At 73.0% G+C, this 15783-nt stretch carries 14 protein-coding genes; 5 read left to right on the top strand and 9 right to left on the bottom strand.

What is annotated here, in order from left to right; all coding sequences use genetic code 11:
- Positions 1-179: 179 nt before the first annotated feature.
- Positions 180-557, top strand: a complete 378-nt coding sequence (locus ABZ855_RS11505) for a DUF1844 domain-containing protein (RefSeq protein WP_360804673.1) — start codon at positions 180-182, stop codon at positions 555-557.
- Here ABZ855_RS11505 and ABZ855_RS11500 read toward each other — a convergent pair.
- Positions 554-1297 carry an SseB family protein gene (locus ABZ855_RS11500; RefSeq protein ID WP_360804670.1) on the bottom strand — a complete coding sequence of 248 codons (744 nt, stop codon included), beginning with the start codon at positions 1295-1297 and terminating at the stop codon, positions 554-556. The two genes, ABZ855_RS11505 and ABZ855_RS11500, sit on opposite strands and share 4 nt — an antisense overlap.
- 149 nt (positions 1298-1446) lie before the next feature.
- Here ABZ855_RS11500 and ABZ855_RS11495 point away from each other — a divergent pair, with 149 nt between their 5' ends.
- Entirely contained in the window at positions 1447-2433 is a 987-nt protein-coding gene (locus ABZ855_RS11495; protein ID WP_360804667.1) for a serine hydrolase, read from the top strand.
- A 7-nt stretch (positions 2434-2440) separates the two neighbouring features.
- On the opposite strand, the gene mycP is transcribed toward ABZ855_RS11495, so the two are convergent.
- From mycP to ABZ855_RS11470, 5 genes are all read right to left on the bottom strand, one after another.
- Positions 2441-3679 carry a type VII secretion-associated serine protease mycosin gene (mycP, locus tag ABZ855_RS11490; RefSeq protein WP_360804664.1) on the bottom strand — a complete coding sequence of 413 codons (1239 nt, stop codon included), beginning with the start codon at positions 3677-3679 and terminating at the stop codon, positions 2441-2443.
- A complete protein-coding gene (locus ABZ855_RS11485) occupies positions 3676-4554 on the bottom strand; it encodes a hypothetical protein (protein WP_360804661.1) in 879 nt (292 codons plus the stop codon). The genes mycP and ABZ855_RS11485 overlap by 4 nt, the downstream gene beginning before the upstream one ends.
- Before the next feature lie 2127 nt (positions 4555-6681).
- A complete protein-coding gene (locus ABZ855_RS11480) occupies positions 6682-7473 on the bottom strand; it encodes a 3-oxoacyl-ACP reductase (protein ID WP_360804658.1) in 792 nt (263 codons plus the stop codon).
- The gene (locus ABZ855_RS11475) at positions 7470-8873 is read right to left on the bottom strand and encodes an aldehyde dehydrogenase family protein (protein WP_360804655.1); all 1404 of its coding nucleotides are present in this window, start codon (positions 8871-8873) and stop codon (positions 7470-7472) included. Before ABZ855_RS11475 ends, ABZ855_RS11480 begins: the two co-directional genes overlap by 4 nt.
- Positions 8874-8884: 11 nt before the next feature.
- A complete protein-coding gene (locus tag ABZ855_RS11470) occupies positions 8885-10255 on the bottom strand; it encodes a glutamine synthetase family protein (protein ID WP_360804652.1) in 1371 nt (456 codons plus the stop codon).
- A gap of 96 nt (positions 10256-10351) precedes the next feature.
- On the opposite strand from ABZ855_RS11470, the gene ABZ855_RS11465 reads away from it, so the two are divergent.
- On the top strand, positions 10352-11086 hold the full coding sequence (locus ABZ855_RS11465) for an FCD domain-containing protein (RefSeq protein WP_360804649.1): 735 nt from the start codon (positions 10352-10354) through the stop codon (positions 11084-11086).
- 81 nt (positions 11087-11167) lie between these two features.
- Positions 11168-11896 carry a gamma-glutamyl-gamma-aminobutyrate hydrolase family protein gene (locus ABZ855_RS11460; protein ID WP_360804646.1) on the top strand — a complete coding sequence of 243 codons (729 nt, stop codon included), beginning with the start codon at positions 11168-11170 and terminating at the stop codon, positions 11894-11896.
- Positions 11897-11978: 82 nt separating this feature from the next.
- On the opposite strand, the gene ABZ855_RS11455 is transcribed toward ABZ855_RS11460, so the two are convergent.
- Positions 11979-12902, bottom strand: coding sequence for a LysR family transcriptional regulator (locus tag ABZ855_RS11455; RefSeq protein WP_360804643.1), 924 nt, complete (start codon positions 12900-12902; stop codon positions 11979-11981).
- A 226-nt stretch (positions 12903-13128) separates the two neighbouring features.
- Between ABZ855_RS11455 and ABZ855_RS11450 the strand changes: the two genes are divergently transcribed.
- Complete coding sequence (locus tag ABZ855_RS11450) at positions 13129-14178, top strand: TDT family transporter (protein ID WP_360804910.1); 1050 nt, start codon at positions 13129-13131, stop codon at positions 14176-14178.
- On the opposite strand, the gene ABZ855_RS11445 is transcribed toward ABZ855_RS11450, so the two are convergent.
- Both ABZ855_RS11445 and ABZ855_RS11440 read right to left on the bottom strand, forming a co-directional pair.
- Positions 14105-14848 carry a helical backbone metal receptor gene (locus ABZ855_RS11445; protein ID WP_360804640.1) on the bottom strand — a complete coding sequence of 248 codons (744 nt, stop codon included), beginning with the start codon at positions 14846-14848 and terminating at the stop codon, positions 14105-14107. The two genes, ABZ855_RS11450 and ABZ855_RS11445, sit on opposite strands and share 74 nt — an antisense overlap.
- A gap of 62 nt (positions 14849-14910) precedes the next feature.
- The gene (locus tag ABZ855_RS11440; protein ID WP_360804637.1) at positions 14911-15480 is read right to left on the bottom strand and encodes an XRE family transcriptional regulator; all 570 of its coding nucleotides are present in this window, start codon (positions 15478-15480) and stop codon (positions 14911-14913) included.
- Between the last annotated feature and the right edge of the window lie 303 nt (positions 15481-15783).

Genomic DNA, 15783 nt, shown 5'->3' with positions numbered 1-15783 from the left:
TGACCCGCCGTCCGTGAGGGCGGTCGGGTGGGAGATCGGAGCCTCCACTTGTGGGCCGGGCACGCAAGTGTCCAGCCGGTCGTTACAAAAGGTTAGCACCAAGTAGGAGGTGGTGCTAACCGGCGGGTACCGGGCGCCCGCACAAGGGTGCCGTACCGCCGGGGCCTATCGTGTGGGTCATGAGTGAGACCCCTGCCCAGAGTTCCGAGAACGCTTCCCCGGGTGCCGACTTCGACGCCATGACCCGCGACATCGCCGAGGTTCCGGCGGTCGAGGTGATCGTGACGGTCGCGGTGAACCTGATGAGCGCCGCCGCAGTGAAACTCGGTCTGACCGACGAGGGCGACAAGTACAAGGACCTGGACGAGGCCCGCAAGCTGGTGCACGCCCTCGCCGGGCTGCTCGACGCGAGCACGACGGAGATCAGCTCCTTCCACGCGGCCCCCCTGCGCGACGGCCTGAAGTCGCTCCAGCTCGCCTTCCGCGAGGCGTCCCTGGTCCCGGACGACCCGGGTCAGGGCCCGGGCGAGAAGTACACGGGCCCGGTCTACGGCTAGGAAGCCGGTCGGGAACGTACGTAGAGGGGCTCGCCGGGGGGCGTCGCCTCGGCCGGCAGGAGTGCCAGGTCGAGGCCGCGCACCAGGCGGGCCCTCAGCGTTTCGTCGGCGGCCAGGCTCTCGGCGACCGCGCGGGCGGCCTCGGCGGGGGGCGCGGCCGGGTCCAGTACGAGCGCGAGGGTGCCGTCGGCCCGCCCCGGGCCCAGGTGGGCGCGGACCACGGCGGGCTCGGCGGCCACGACGGCCCGTACGGCGTCGACCACTGCGGGGTCGGCGAGCGGATCGGCGGTCGTCCGCCCCTCGGCGAGCGCGCGCAGCGCCGGGCCGGTCAGCTCGTACGGCACGGGTCCGGCCAGGTCGAGGACGATCGTGTCCGCCTTCTCGTGCACGGCCGCCTGGATGGCCTGGTGCAGGGGTACGGCGACGGGGCGGGCGGCGGGGTCCCAGCGGGCGAGCGAGTCGGTGGACGTGAAGGCGGGCAGGGCGGTCCGGTCGCCGGCCTTGAGCGTGGGTACGGCCATGTCGCTGGTCTTCTCGTGGCGCAGACCGTTCGCGTCCTCCTCGACCTCGCCGAGCACGGCGACGACGGGGACGAGCAGTCGGGCTCCCTTGAGGGCCGCCAGCACCGGTCCGACGGCGGTGCGGTCCTCGGCCCAGGCCGCCAGCGCGGCGCTCAGCCCGGGGTCGGCGCCGCCGTCGTCGTCGGGGAAGCCGGAGTCGGGAATGTTCTTGTTCGCCACGGTGACCGACCCTATCGGGGGATCGCTCCTGGGCATTCGCCGCCCCGGAAACCCGGCGTTCACCGGTTTCACGGGATTCTCAGCGATCGCTGACACACATCTAACATTCGGCTAATCAACCGCACAGTCACGGCCGCCAGCATCACGGCATGGCCTCTGAGAGAGTTCCCCGGCGCCGGTCCGTCGTGCTGGTCGTCGCCGCCTCCGCGATCGTCATGGGTGGTACGGGCGCGGGCACCGCGTATGTGAAGGCACAGGCTCACGCGGCGGTGGGACGCGTGACGTCGGCGGCGGCAGCAGCGCCCGTACGGGCCAAGGCGAGCGAGGAGGCGTCGGTGGAACCCGTCGTACAGCCCAAGCCCACGGTGGAACCGGACACGCTGCTCTCCGAGGCGATGAGACCGGTGGTCGCGGCGGCCGAGGACGGGGCCCAGGTGTCCGTGGCGGTGCTCGACGTCGAGTCGGGCGACCACGCCGCCTACGGGGACGGGCGGTTCGACACGGCGAGCATCGTCAAGGTGGACATCCTGGCGACGCTGCTGCTCCAGGCGCAGGACGAGAACCGCAGTCTCACGGCGCGGGAGAAGCGGTACGCCACCTCGATGATCGAGGTCAGTGACAACGCCTCGGCGTCGGCGCTGTGGACGGCGATCGGGGAGGCGGCGGGACTCGCCGCCGCCAACAAGCGTTTCGGGCTGACGGACACGGAGGGTGGCTCGGGTGCGCTGTGGGGCCTGACGCAGACCACGGCGGCGGATCAACTCACCCTGCTCCAGCAGGTGTTCGCCACGTCCGGGGCGGATTCGGTGCTGAGTGAGGCGTCGCGGAAGTATCTCCAGGGCTTGATGTCCACCATCGCCGAGGACCAGGACTGGGGAGTGTCGGCCGCGGCCGGCGGCGGTGTCGCGGGCGGTCGATTCGCCCTGAAGAACGGGTGGTTGCCGCGTACGGCGACCGGGCTGTGGGACATCAACAGCATCGGACGGGTGACTGCGGCGGACGGGCGGGAGTTCCTCGTCGCGGTGGTGTCGAAGGGCAACACGACGAAGGCGAAGGGGGTTTCGCTGGTGGAGTCGGCGGCGCGGGCGGCGGTCTCGGCGCTCACCACGAAGTCCGGTACCGCGGGCGAGTCCTGACGGCCCGTCAGTGGATCAGGAAGTCGTCGTCGTACGAGTCGTGGGCGGGGGGCTCGACCATCCTGCGGCGGCCTCGCCACAGAGGGACGGCGGCGAGCAGGAGCGCGACACCGAGGCCGCCCGCGGCCGGGCCGGCCCAGTTGAAGGAGTCGTCCTCCGGGAGCACGGGGGACGGGCCCGCGCCGAAGTACTTCTTGCCGTACGCGGCCGAGTCGAGCTCTTCCGGCTTGAGCCTGCCCGCCGCCTCGAGGGCCGCCGCCGGGTCGATGAAACCGTAGCCCCGGGAGTCGTCCCGGCCGCCCTTCGGTTCGTTGCGGGCCGTGTCCTCCAGGAGCTTCTTGATCTGTGCCGGGGAGAGTCCGGGATGGGCGGCCTTGATGAGGGCGACGGTGCCGGAGACGAACGCGGCGGCGGCGCTCGTGCCCCAGCCCTCGTAGTAGCGCTCGTCGGGGGCCGCGATGACGACGCCGACGCCGGGGGCACTGACGGTGGCGTACCAGCGGCGGGTGGAGAAGGGGGCGCGGACGCCGTACTTGTCGACGGCGGTCGCGGCGATCACGCCGGGGTAGGCAGCCGGGTAGGAGATGTGGTCGCCCCTCTCGCCGCCGTTGCCTGCCGAGGCGACGACGACGGCGCCCTTCTCCAGGGCGTACTGGACGGCCTCGTCCTCGGCGGGCTCGGGATGCGCGGACTTGGAGTCGTCGCCGAGGGAGAGGTTGATGACGTCGGCGCCCTGGTCCGCGGCCCAGCGGATGCCTTCGGCGAGGGCGTTGCCGCGGGTGTTGCGGGCCTTGCGGCGGGCCGAGTCGCCGTCCTCGAGGATCACCCGGATCGGCAGGATCTTCGCCTCGGGGGCGATGCCCACGACGCCGTCCTCGTTGTCGTAACCGTGGCCGTGAGCGGCGATGATGCCGGCCATGGCGGTGCCGTGCTTGGCCCAGTACGGGTTGCCCCGGCTGGCTCCGAAGCCGACCAGGTCCTTGCCCTTGAGGACGTTGCCGACGAGGTCGGGGTGGTTGGCCTCGACGCCGGTGTCCAGGACGGCGACGGTGATGCCCTTGCCCTTGGTCGTCCGCCAGGCCTCCTGCATGTGCATGGCGTCCAGGGCCCACTGCTGGCTCCGGATGCCGTCGGCGTACGCGGTGGTGGAGGGCAGGAGGGCGAGGGAGCCGGCGAGGAGGAGGACGAGGAGCCCGCTGCGGGCCGTACGGGTGCGGGTGCGGACGCGGGTGCCGGTACGGGTCATGACGGCTGCTTCGCGGCCGAGCCGACGTTCTTGCGCAGGGCCCGTTCGACGCGGTCGGCCAGGCCCTTCGCCTCGTTGCCGAGGCCCGCCTGGTCGACGGCCGTGGTGCCGCCGGGCGCGATGGCCTCCTCGGCGGGCTGCGGGGTGTCGGCCTTGCGGCCGTCGGCCCAGCCGGAGACGGCGTACGCGACTACGGGGGCGTCGGTGAGGACGGAGATGGTCCAGGAGGCGCGCTGGGCGTCCTTGAAGCCGGCGGCGACGGTGTTCTTCGCGGCGTAGGGGCGGGGCATCAGGTCCGTACGACGGTCCAGCTTCTCTTTACTGAAGCGGGTGCGCAGGGCGTTCATCGCCGTCTCGTCGGCCTTGGTGAAGAGCAGGCCGACGGTGGTGACGTAACTCTGGGTCTCGTCGGTGTAGGTGGCGCGCAGGAGACGCTGGCAGCCGACGGGGGCGAGGGCCTGGCGCAGCAGCGGGTCGAAGGCGTCGGCGCAGCCGGTGTCGGGCGCGACGGCGATCCGGATCCAGGTCCGGTCGGCGCCACCGGGGCCGGCTCCGTCGCCCTCGACGGTGGGCGGGAAGAGCTGGTCCACGGGGACGCTGTGCCAGAGGTTCCCGGCCGCGGTGAACGCGGTACGCGCACCGAGGTCACCCGAGTCGTCTCCGGTGAGCCAACTCCCGGTCAGCGCCCCGCCGATGAGCCCGAGCCCGAGCACGGCACAGGCGACGGCGAGCAGCGCCCGCCCACTGAACGACCGGGACCGCACTTCACGCCCGTACACATCGGGCTGAGCCAGCGAAACAAAGGGCCGCCGCCCGGAACCGACACCGCCGGTGTCGCTGTAAGGGGCACTCCAGGAGAGAGCGGGATCGGGCACGCCTTGCGCGAAGCGCGGAGCGTCAGGGGGAACCGGGGGCACCGCACCGACGGACGCAGGGGGCGGACCGGTGGGCCGGGTCACGGACGCCGGGGGCGGTTCCGGGGTCCCGGGCGGTGCACCCACGGGACGGGATGAATCGGCGGCGGAACCGGGTCGCCCGTTCACCGTCTGCGACGGGGCGGCCGGATACGGGCGCCCCGTCGGCGCGGAGGACGCGCTCACGGGCCGAGCCGAATCACCGGCCGCCGAGGACACCCCACCGGAACCGGGTTGCCCGCCCGACCCGTGGGACGGATCCGGCCGATACGGGCGCCCGACGGCCGCAGAGGGCGCGCCGGCAGGGCGCGGCGGATCAGCGGGGGCGGACGCCGTCCCGGGGGCGCCCGGACGGCCGTTCGTCGGCTGGGACGGCTCCTGACGATAGGAGCGGCCCATCGGCGCGGAGGGCGCGTTCACCGGGCGCGGCGGATCATCGGGCGGTGCGACACTGCCCGACCTGCTGGTCGAGGCCTGCGACGGGTACGGCCCACCGGAGAGCTCGTCGGTAGGGCGCGGCGGGTCAGCGGGGGCCGAAGGCGTCTCAGGGCTCCCCGGACGGCTGGCCTCGGGTTGGGCCGGGCGGTACGAACGGCCCAACGGCGCGGAGGGCGCGTTCACCGGGCGCGGCGGGTCAGCGGGGGCTGAAGGCGTCTCGGGGCTCCCCGGACGGACGTTCGACGCCTGGGGCTGATCCGGGCGGTAGGGACTGCCGATGGGCGCGGAGGGCCCCCCGGCAGGGCGCGGCGGGTCCGCGGGGGTCGAGGCCGTCTCTGCGGCACCCGGGCGCTCGTTCGGCGACTGGGGCGGCTCCTGGCGATAGGAGCGGCCCATCGGCGCGGAGGGCGCGGTCGCCGGGCGCGGCGGATCTGTGGGCGTCGAGGGCGTCCCGGCGCTCCCCGGACGGGCGTTCGATGCCGGGGTCGGAGGCGGGCCGTACGGGCGGCCGGAGGGCCCTGCGGGGGCCGAGGGCGTCCCGGTGGCGTCCGGGCGGGTGTTCGACGGCGGATCCAGGCGGTACGGGCGGCTGGTGGGCGTGTTCGGCGGGCGTGGTGGGTCAGCGGGGGGTGTCGGCTGTTCAGTGGTGGCTGGACGGCCGTTCGGTTGCTGGTCCGCGAGGTATGGGCGGCCCGTCGGGGCCAGGGGCTGGTCCGAAGCGCGCGGTGTGGAAGGCGTGCCTGTGGGGCGCGGTTGTCGAGGCGTGCGCAGTCTGTTGTTCGGGGCGGGGGGTGTCCCGCCCGGGGCAGGCGGGGGGAACTTGCGCAGGCGCCTGGTCGTGTCCGACTCGGGGTCGGTGGGGACCGTCGGGCGCCAGGGCGCCACCGGCGGTTGGTGCGTCGGGCGCGGCGGGAGGTCGGGGCGGGGGCGCGGCGGTGTCGGGGCACGGCCTGCGGGCGGTGCGTCGGGGAGCCGGGCCGAGGAGGGCGGCGGGGGCGGGGCTATCGGGTCGGTGCCCTCGCGGGAGGGTGCGCGCAGGTACGGGAAGCGGGGCGGGGCGGCGGATCGCGCCGGATTCGGTGTCTGTGCGGGGGCGGCAGCGGGGGCACCGGGAGGCGTCGAGCCGGGGGGCAGCGGATTCGAAGGCGTGCCGGGCGTTCGTGTGCCCTCTTCACCGCCTCGGGGCGTGTTCGGCGCTTCGTCGGTCGTCGCGTCCCGGGGCGTTTCGCCCGTCGTGTCCGTCGGCTGCGGCTCGGACGGGGGCGTGGCCGGGCGCGGGGGGATGGAGGCGCGGCGCGCTTCCGTGCTCATGCACCCCCCGTTTCCTCGTACCGGCGCAGGGCCGGCGGAGTCCGTGCGGCGCGGGACGCGGCCGTCCCGGGCACGCATACCCGCGCGGGCGGGCGCCCATCCGGGCGCGTACCTCCGCGCGCGGTGGCTCCTCCCTGCGTGAAGCGTCACTCTACGGGCTGACACCCACCGAACGGGAACCAGTCCGGGGCACCTGGGGCTTCTGCCCGGATCGTCCCCCTGTCCTGCGGAAATCGCCCCCGGCGGGCTTCGTTCAGGGCTGCCCGCGCCGCTGACCGGGCCCGTTGCCGGCGCGCCAGCGCCCCGCCGGGATGCGGCGGGGGCGGCTGCGCGTACGGCCTACACCGGCGTGACGTACGCACCCGCGATGCCACCGTCCACCAGGAAGTCGGTGGCGTTGACGAAGGACGAGTCGTCGCTGGCCAGGAAGGCCACCGCGGCGGCGATCTCCTCGGCCTCGGCGAACCGCCCGACCGGGATGTGGACGAGCCGGCGGGCGGCGCGCTCGGGGTCCTTGGCGAACAGTTCCTGGAGGAGGGGGGTGTTGACCGGCCCCGGGCAGAGGGCGTTGACGCGGATGCCCTCCCGGGCGAACTGCACGCCCAGTTCACGGGTCATGGCGAGGACACCGCCCTTGGACGCGGTGTACGAGATCTGGGACGTCGCCGCGCCCATCCTCGCCACGAACGAGGCCGTGTTGATGATCGAGCCCTTGCCCTGGCGGCGCATGTAGGGGATCGCGGCCTTGCAGCACAGGAAGACGGAGGTCAGGTTGACCTCCTGGACGCGCTTCCACGCCTCGAGGCCGGTGTCCAGGATGGAGTCGTCGTCGGGCGGCGAGATACCGGCGTTGTTGAACGCGATGTCGACGCTGCCGTAGGTGTCGTACGCCGTCTTGAAGAGCGTCTCGACCTGCTCGGGGTCGGTGACGTCGACCTTGACGAAGATCCCGCCCACCTCGTCGGCGGCGGCCTTGCCACGTGCCTCGTCGACGTCGCCGCAGACGACGTGCGCGCCCTCGGAGGCGAGCCGGCGCGCGGTGGCGAGGCCGATGCCGCTGCCCGCGCCGGTGATGACGGCGGTACGGCCGACCAGGCGGCGGCAGACGTTCTGTTCGGTCGATTCGGTCACTGTGCGGGGCCTTCCGTGCTGATGAAGACGTTCTTCGTCTCGGTGAATGCGGTCAGGGCGTCCGGCCCGAGCTCCCGCCCGATCCCGGACTGCTTGAAACCGCCGAAGGGGGTCCAGTAGCGCACGCTGGAGTGCGAGTTGACGGACAGGTTGCCTGCCCTGACGGCCTGTGAGACGCGCAGGGCGCGGCCGACGTCCCGGGTCCAGATGGACCCTGAGAGTCCGTAGTCGGTGCCGTTGGCGAGTGCTACGGCGTCCGCCTCGTCGTCGAAGGGGAGGACGACCGCGACGGGGCCGAAGACCTCCTCGACGGCCACGCGCGCGTGCGGGTCGACATCGGTGAGGACGGTCGGCGGGAACCAGAAGCCGGGTCCCGTGGGCGCCTCGCCCCGGATGCCGGTCAGGTCGTCGGTGACGTACGCGCGTACGCGGTCCAGTTGGGCCCTGGAGATCAGCGGGCCCATCTGGGTCTTCTCGTCCGCCGGGTCGCCGACGAGGACGGACTCCACGGCGGGGGCGAGGAGGGCGAGGAAGCGGTCGTACACGGAGCGTTGGACGAGGATGCGGGTGCGGGCGCAGCAGTCCTGGCCGGAGTTGTCGAGGAACGACATGGGCGCGGCGGCCGCGGCGGCCTCGAGGTCCGAGTCGGCGAAGACGATGTTGGGGCTCTTGCCGCCGAGTTCGAGGGTGACGCGCTTGAGGAGCGCGGACCCCTTCGCCAGCACCTGCTTGCCCACGCCGGTCGACCCGGTGAAGACGATCTTCGCGACGCCCGGGTGTTCGACGAGCGCGTTGCCCGCGACGGGACCGTGGCCGGGCAGCACCTGGAAGAGGTGCTCGGGAAGGCCTGCCTCCAGGGCGAGTTCGGCCAGCCGCAGAGCGGTCAGCGGGGTCGTCTCGGCGGGCTTGAGGAGCACCGCGTTGCCGGCGGCGAGCGCGGGAGCCGTACCCCAGGCGGCGATCGGCATGGGGAAGTTCCAGGGCGCGATGACACCGACGACGCCGAGCGGTTCGAGGATGGTGATGTCGAGGCCGCCGGCGACCGGGATCTGGCGTCCGGTCAGCCGCTCCACTCCCCCGGCCGCGTAGTCGAGCAGATCGCGGACGTTGCCGGCCTCCCAGCGCGCGTTGCCGATGACGTGCCCGGCCTCCCGCACCTCCAACTGGGCCAGTTCCTCGAGGTGTTCGTCGACCGTGGCGGCGAAGCGGCGCAGCAGGCGGGCGCGTTCGCCGGGTGCGAGGGCCGCCCAGCGCGTCTGCGCGTGCGTGGCCCGCCGGACAGCCGCGTCGACGTCCTCGCGGGTGGCGGCGGGGACGGTGGCGATGACGTCCTCGGTGGCGGGATTGAGGACGCGCAGCTCACGTTCGTACGCGAGTTCGCGCTCAGGCTCGTACGACAAGAAAGGACCTCTCACAGACGTTCGAAGGAGCGGCGAAGCTCCCAGTCGGTCACCGCGGCGTCGAACGCGTCGAGTTCGACGCGGGCCATGTTGCGGTAGTGGGCGACCACCTCGTCACCGAAGGCGGCCTGGGCGATGGGGCTGTTCTCCCAGAGCTCGGCGGCCTCGCGCAGGGTGGTGGGGACGTGGGCGTAGTCGCCGGCGTAGGCGTTGCCCGCGCACGCCTCCGGCAGCTCCAGCTTCTGCTCGATGCCGTACAGCCCGGCGGCGACGAGCCCCGCGACGGCGAGGTACGGGTTGACGTCACCGCCGGGCAGCCGGTTCTCGAACCGCATGGACCGCCCGTGGCCGACCACCCGCAGCGCGCAGGTCCGGTTGTCGTACCCCCAGGCGGCGGCGGTCGGCGCGAAGGAACCGGGCTGGAACCTCTTGTACGAGTTGATGTTGGGCGCGTAGAGGAGTGAGAAGTCCCTCAGGGCGGCGAGCTGCCCGGCGAGGAAGTACCGCATGACTTCGGACATGCCGCCGGGGTCGGTGGCGGTACCGGCCATGACGTTCGTGCCGTCGGCGTCGGCCAGCGAGAGGTGGATGTGGCAGGAGTTGCCCTCGCGCTCGTTGTACTTGGCCATGAAGGTGAGCGAGACGCCCTCCTGGCTGGCGATCTCCTTGGCGCCGGTCTTGTAGACGGCGTGCTGGTCGCAGGTGACGAGGGCGTCGTCGTACTTGAAGGCGATCTCGTGCTGGCCCGGGTTGCACTCGCCCTTGGCGGACTCGACGATCAGCCCGGCGGCCGTCATCTCGTTGCGGATGCGGCGCAGCAGGGGCTCGATACGGCCGGTGCCGAGGACCGAGTAGTCGATGTTGTACTGGTTGGCCGGGGTCAGCCCGCGGTAGTTGGCGTCCCAGGCCTGCTCGTAGGTGTCCTTGAAGACGATGAACTCGAGCTCGGTGCCGACCTTCGCGGTGAACCCGAGCTCGGCGAGCCGGTCCAGCTGACGGCGGAGGATCTGGCGGGGAGCCGCGACGACCGGGGTCCCGTCGTTCCAGGCGAGGTCGGCGACGAGGAACGCCGTGCCCGCGTTCCAGGGCAGCCGCCGGAGCGTCGACAGGTCGGGGTGCATGGCGAAGTCGCCGTACCCGCGCTCCCAGGAGGACATCGCGTAGCCGTCGACGGTGTTCATCTCGGTGTCGACGGCGAGGAGGTAGTTGCAGCCCTCGGTGCCGTGCTCCAGGACGTCGTCGAGGAAGAAGCGAGCGGCGAACCGCTTGCCCTGGAGCCGCCCTTGCATGTCGGGGAAGGCCAGGACAACAGTGTCGATCTCACCGCTCGCGACGAGGGCGTGCAGCTCCTCGACGCCGAGCGGGGGTGTGCGGTCTGCCACGGGAAAGCTCCTTCGGCTTCTGCGCGTTTTTTCGGCCGGGCCCGGAAGCCATAAGGTATTGCCGAGAACCATTGCTTGGGAAGGGGGCACGGCGAGATGTCGCTGGACGCCGATGGCGGCCTGGAGGACCGGTTGACGCCGGTACTTCGGCCTGTGCGGGCGGGCAACGGGTTCGAGGAGGCACTGGAACAGATCCTGCAGGTCGTTCGGCTGGGCCTGGTCCCCGGCGGCGAGCGGCTGCCGGCCGAGCGCGAACTCGCGGACCGGCTCGGGATCAGCCGGGTGACATTGCGCGAGGTGCTGAAGGTGCTCCAGGACCAGGGGCTCGTGGAGTCGCGGCGCGGCCGGTACGGCGGCACGTTCGTGCTGCCGCGCGGTGACGCGGGCGGCGAGGACGAGCTGCGGCGTCGGATCAGCGCGGTGGACCTCGAGGACGTGCTGCGCTTCCGGGAGGTCCTTGAGGTGGGCGCGACGGGGCTGTGCGCCCAGCACGGGCTGTCGCCGGACCAGGCGGACCGACTGCGGGACGCGCTGGTCCGCACCCAGGACGCCCCCCTCGCGGACTACCGCCGCCTGGACACGCTGCTCCACCTCACCCTGGCCGAACTCTGCGGCTCCCCGACGCTGACCTCGCAGTACGCGGCGGTACGGGCGAAGGTGAACGACCTGCTGGACTGCATCCCGCTGCTGGTACGCAACCTGGAGCACTCGCAGCGCCAGCACGCGGCACTGGTCGACGCGGTGCTCGACGGGGACGCGGAGGGTGCGCGCGAGATGATGCGGGAGCACTGTTCGGGGACGGCGGCCCTGTTGCGGGGGTTCCTGGCGTGATGGGGTTGCCACCCGGGGCGAAGGTCGGCAAAGGTATGGCCGTACGCCATTGATTCCCTACCGGATGCCAGGGAGCCCCTCGTGACACCGACGACCGGACGACGACCGCTCATCGGCGTCAGCACATATCTGGAGGCCGGCACGCGCTGGGGGGTCTGGGAGCTGCCCGCGGCGCTGCTGCCGGCCGGTTATCCGCGACTCGTGCAGCGGGCGGGGGGCATCGCCGCGATGCTCCCGCCGGACGACCCGGCACACGCCGCGGCGACGGTCGCCCGGCTCGACGGGGTCGTGATCGCGGGCGGCCCCGACGTCGATCCGTCCCGCTACGGCGCGGAGCGCGACCCGCGCACGGGCCCGCCCGCCGAGGCGCGGGACGCGTGGGAACTCGCCCTGATCGAGGCGGCGTTGGCGTCCGGCACGCCACTGCTGGGCATCTGCCGTGGCATGCAGCTCCTCAACGTCGCCCTGGGCGGCACACTCGTCCAGCACATCGACGGCCACGCGCGAACCCCGGGCACCTTCGGCCACCACACCGTGAAGCCGGTACCGGGCACCCGCTACGAGGAGGCGGTCCCCGAGGAGACATCGGTCCCGACCTACCACCACCAGGCAGTGGACCGCCTGGGCCGGGGCCTACTGGCCTCGGCATACGCGACGGACGGCACGGTGGAGGCGGTGGAGCTGGAGGATCCGGGCGCCGGGTGGGTCCTGGGAGTGCAGTGGCATCCGGAGATGGGAGAGGACACGCGGGTAATGGAGGCGCTGCTCCTCTCAGCCCGGCCGGCTCCTCTCAGCCCGTCCGGCGTTTGAGGACAAGGCCCGTTCAGGGCCGTAGGGGGGTCTGGGGGCACAGCCCCCAGGGATGGGACGGGTAGGGGCGGCGGGGGCGAACTCACCCCCGGGTCAACCCCAACAACTCCCGAGCCGGCCCAACGGGCCGATGCCCCACCGGCCACACCGCCCGCAACTCCCGATCCAACCGCACCCCGTCCAACGGCACACACACCAACCGCCGCGTAGCCAACTCCTCCCCCACGGCCAGTTCACTCAGCACCGCCGGCCCCGCCCCACCCACCGCCGAAGCCTTCACCGCGGTCGTCGACGACAACTCGATCAGCGGACGCGCCAACCCACCCAACGCGGCGTCCAGCACCTGCCGAGTCCCCGACCCCTCCTCCCGCAGAATCAACGGCGTCACCGCCAACTCCTGCGCCCCCACCGGCTTCCGCCGCCGCGCCCACGGATGTCCCGGCGCGGTGACGACGATCAGCCGGTCCTTCGCGACGACCGTCGAGTCAAGACCGCTCGGTACGCCCGTCCCCTCCACGAACCCGAGGTCGGCCTCGTCCGCCAGGACGCGCTCCGCCACCGTCGCCGAGTTCCCGGCCAGCAGCGACACCGCTGTCTCCGGTCGCAGCGCGCGCAGCGCCAGCAGCCAGCCCGGCAGCAGGTACTCGGCGATCGTCATGCTCGCCGCCACCCGCAGCCGGGAGTCGCGCCGCGCCCGCAGGGCCTGCGCCCCGGCGTCGAACGCCTCCGCCGCCTCGACGACCCGTCGGGCCCAGTCGGTGACGAGCACACCGGCGTCCGTGAGCCGGGAGCCGCGCGGTGAGCGGTCCACGAGGGCCACGCCCAGCTGGCGTTCCATGGACCGGATGCGGCTGCTGGCGGCCGGCTGTGTGACGCCGAGTTCCTGCGCGGCCCGCCCGAGACTGCCCAGTCGCGCGACCGCGAGCAGCAGTTCCATCGCGCCAAGGTCCGGGACCCGGTGCGCGACCCCCGCCGACCGCGCGGCCCTGCCCTCCACATCGCCCATAGATCCAGCTTATGCCCTCATTCATCCGAACCCCCTGGTGATCGCCCTCACCCCGCGCGAGCGTGGGGCCATGGCAACCGCAGTCACCGCAACCGCCGCCCACACACTCCCGCCGGCCGCGCTCGAGCCCCACTCCCTGCGCCCCCACACCCGGCGCCCCCACTCCGAGCGCCCCCTCCCCCTCGCCGGCCTCCGCCACCTAGGCCCCAACTGGTACGCCCCGGTCATGGGCACCGCCATCGTGGGCACCGCGGGCGCCGGGCTCCCCGGCGCGGACGGCGTCCCGGGACTGCGTACCGTCTGCGCGGCCGTCTGGGCCCTCTCCCTCGCCCTCCTGCTCGCGCTGCTCTGCGCCCGTGCCCTGCACTGGGTCCACCACCGCGACCAGGGCCGAGCCCACCTCCTCGACCCGTCCACGGCACCCTTCTACGGCTGTCTCGCCATGGCCCTGACGGCGGTCGGGGGCGGCGCCCTCATCGTCGGGCGGGACTGGATCGGCGTACCGGCAGCCGTCGCCCTCGACGCCGTCCTCTTCACCGCCGGGACGCTCGTCGGGCTCGTCGCGGCCGTCGCGATCCCCTGCCTCCTGGTCGTGCGCGGTGGGACCCCCAGCCCCGTATGGCTGCTGCCCGTCGTCGCGCCCATGGTGTCCGCGGCGCTCGGTCCGCTTCTCGTCCCGCACCTCCCGCCCGGGCAGGGTCAGCGGTCGCTGCTGATCGCCTGCCTGGCCATGTTCGGCGCGAGTCTGCTCGCGACCCTGGTGATGCTGCCGGTCGTCGTGGCCCGCCTCCTCACGAGCGGTCCGCTCCCGCTCGTCCTCACCCCGACCCTGTTCCTGGCGCTGGGCCCGCTCGGCCAGTCCACCACCGCCGCCGGCAACTTCGCCGACCTCGCCCCGGGCGTCGTACCCGTCCCGCATGCCGCCGCCGGCGCCGCCGTCCTCTACGGCGTCCCCGTCATGGGCTTCGCCCTGCTGTGGCTCGCCCTCGCCGGCGTTCTGGTGCTGCGTGCCCGAAGCCGGGGCATGGGCTTCGCGATGACCTGGTGGGCCTTCACCTTCCCGGTGGGCACCTGTGTGACGGGGGCGGCGGGTCTCGCCCGGCACACCGGGCTCGCCGTGTTCGGCGTGCTCGCCGTCGCCCTGTACGTCCTGCTCGTCGCCGCCTGGGCGGGGGCCGCCGTCCGTACCGTCCGGGGTGTGCTCAGCGGTGAGCTGCTCGCAGGGCCTCGCCCAGCACTCTCGGCGCCTCGGCCAGTGACGGCCCGTACCAGGTGAGGTGGCGCCCGCTGACGAGGGCGTACGGCACCCCGTCGAACGCCTCGGGACCGTCCTCGGCCGTGAAGCGGTACGGCTCGTCCGGCAGCACGACGATTCCTGGCCGAGCGGCGGCTCGCAGCTCCTCGAGCGGCACGCGCGGATAGCGTTCGGCGTGGGACGCGTACACGTTGTCGACGCCCAGCCGCGCCAGCACGTCACCCGCGAAGGTGTCCCGGCCGCACACCATCCACGGTCGCCGCCAGATCGGCACGACGGCGGTGGTCCGCAGGTCGGTGGACGTGCTCCACCAGCGTTCCGGCGCCGCCCACGCCGTCTGCGCCTCGTCGAGCCACCGGGGGCGCGACGCGGCCCCGCACGCCGTCACCACCCGCTCCAGTTCCCGGAAGGCCTGCGGGACGTCCCGCACCTCGGTGAGCAGCACCTCGATGCCCGCCTCGCGCAGGGCGGCGAGGTCGGGTTCGCGGTTCTCCTCCTCGTTGGCGACGACCAGATCCGGGGCGAGCGCGACGATCTGCTCGACCTTGGGGTTCTTGGTGCCGCCGACGCGTACGACGTCGTCGCCGAGGTCGGCCGGGTGGCTGCACCAGTCGGTGACCCCGACGAGAGCGCCCGGCACGCTGACCGCCACCGCCTCCGTCAGGGACGGCACCAGCGAAATCACTCTCATGGTGGGTTTCCTCAACTGCTGCTCGCGGGATACGAGTTGACGGCGAACGCGCCTGCCGCGTCTCAGCGGCGCCCTTCCTGCACCGCCTCGATGTGCTCGGCCACGGCCACCACGATCACCCGGGTGTCCGGCACGGTCGCCCGCCAGCGGTGCCGTACGCCACCGGTCAGGTACAGCGTGTCACCGCGGCCGAGCCGGTGTGCGCGGCCCTCCGCCTCGATCTCCACGGCGCCGTCGGCGACGTACATCAGCTCGTCGTTGCGGTGCTGGAACTCGCGGCCCGCGTCGTGGTCGCCGGTGAACTCCATCGCGTGCAGCTGCTGGTGTCCTCGGACGAGGGAGCGCACCCGGGGTTCGTCGGGGGCGGGCTCGAGGGCGTCCGCGCGGACGACGTCGACGCTGCAGGCCGGGTCCGCCGCGGCGAGCAGTTCGACCGCCGTGGTGCGCAGGGCGTCGGCGACCTTCTCCAGCGAGCTGCGGCTGGGCCGCGCCCGCTCGTTCTCGATCTGGCTCAGGAAGGGCACCGACAGCCCGCTGCGTTCGGCCACGACGGCGAGGGTGAGCTCCAGCGCCCGGCGCCGCCGCCGGACGGCCGCGCCCACCCGGAGGGGCTGTTCTTTGTGGTCGCCCATAGCTCCGGCTCCCTCCTCGGCTCGTCGTCGCGCCCGGTTCGTGTACGTCCATCACAGCGCATCGCGCCGCGTGTTCGGTGGCTGTTCGCCGGATCGTCCCCGAAGCATGCACGACGCGTTCCCTGATGACTTCCTTGCACCCTACGCATGTTCGTCAAACCGTTTCATGCGCCCGTCAGATCGGTACCGTCCGCAGTCGGATACGACCCCCACGGTTCACGCCGTCGGAGGGGCGGCTGAGCCCCTTGTACGACCGTCCCACGCGCGCGGGCGGCCGAGCTGACCAGCGGAACGGGTTACCAC

The sequence above is a fragment of the Streptomyces sp. NPDC047042 genome (assembly GCF_040644035.1).
GTDB lineage: Bacteria > Actinomycetota > Actinomycetes > Streptomycetales > Streptomycetaceae > Streptomyces.
The sequence above is the reverse complement of the archived record's forward strand: the minus strand, read 5'-3'. Positions and strand labels throughout refer to the sequence as shown.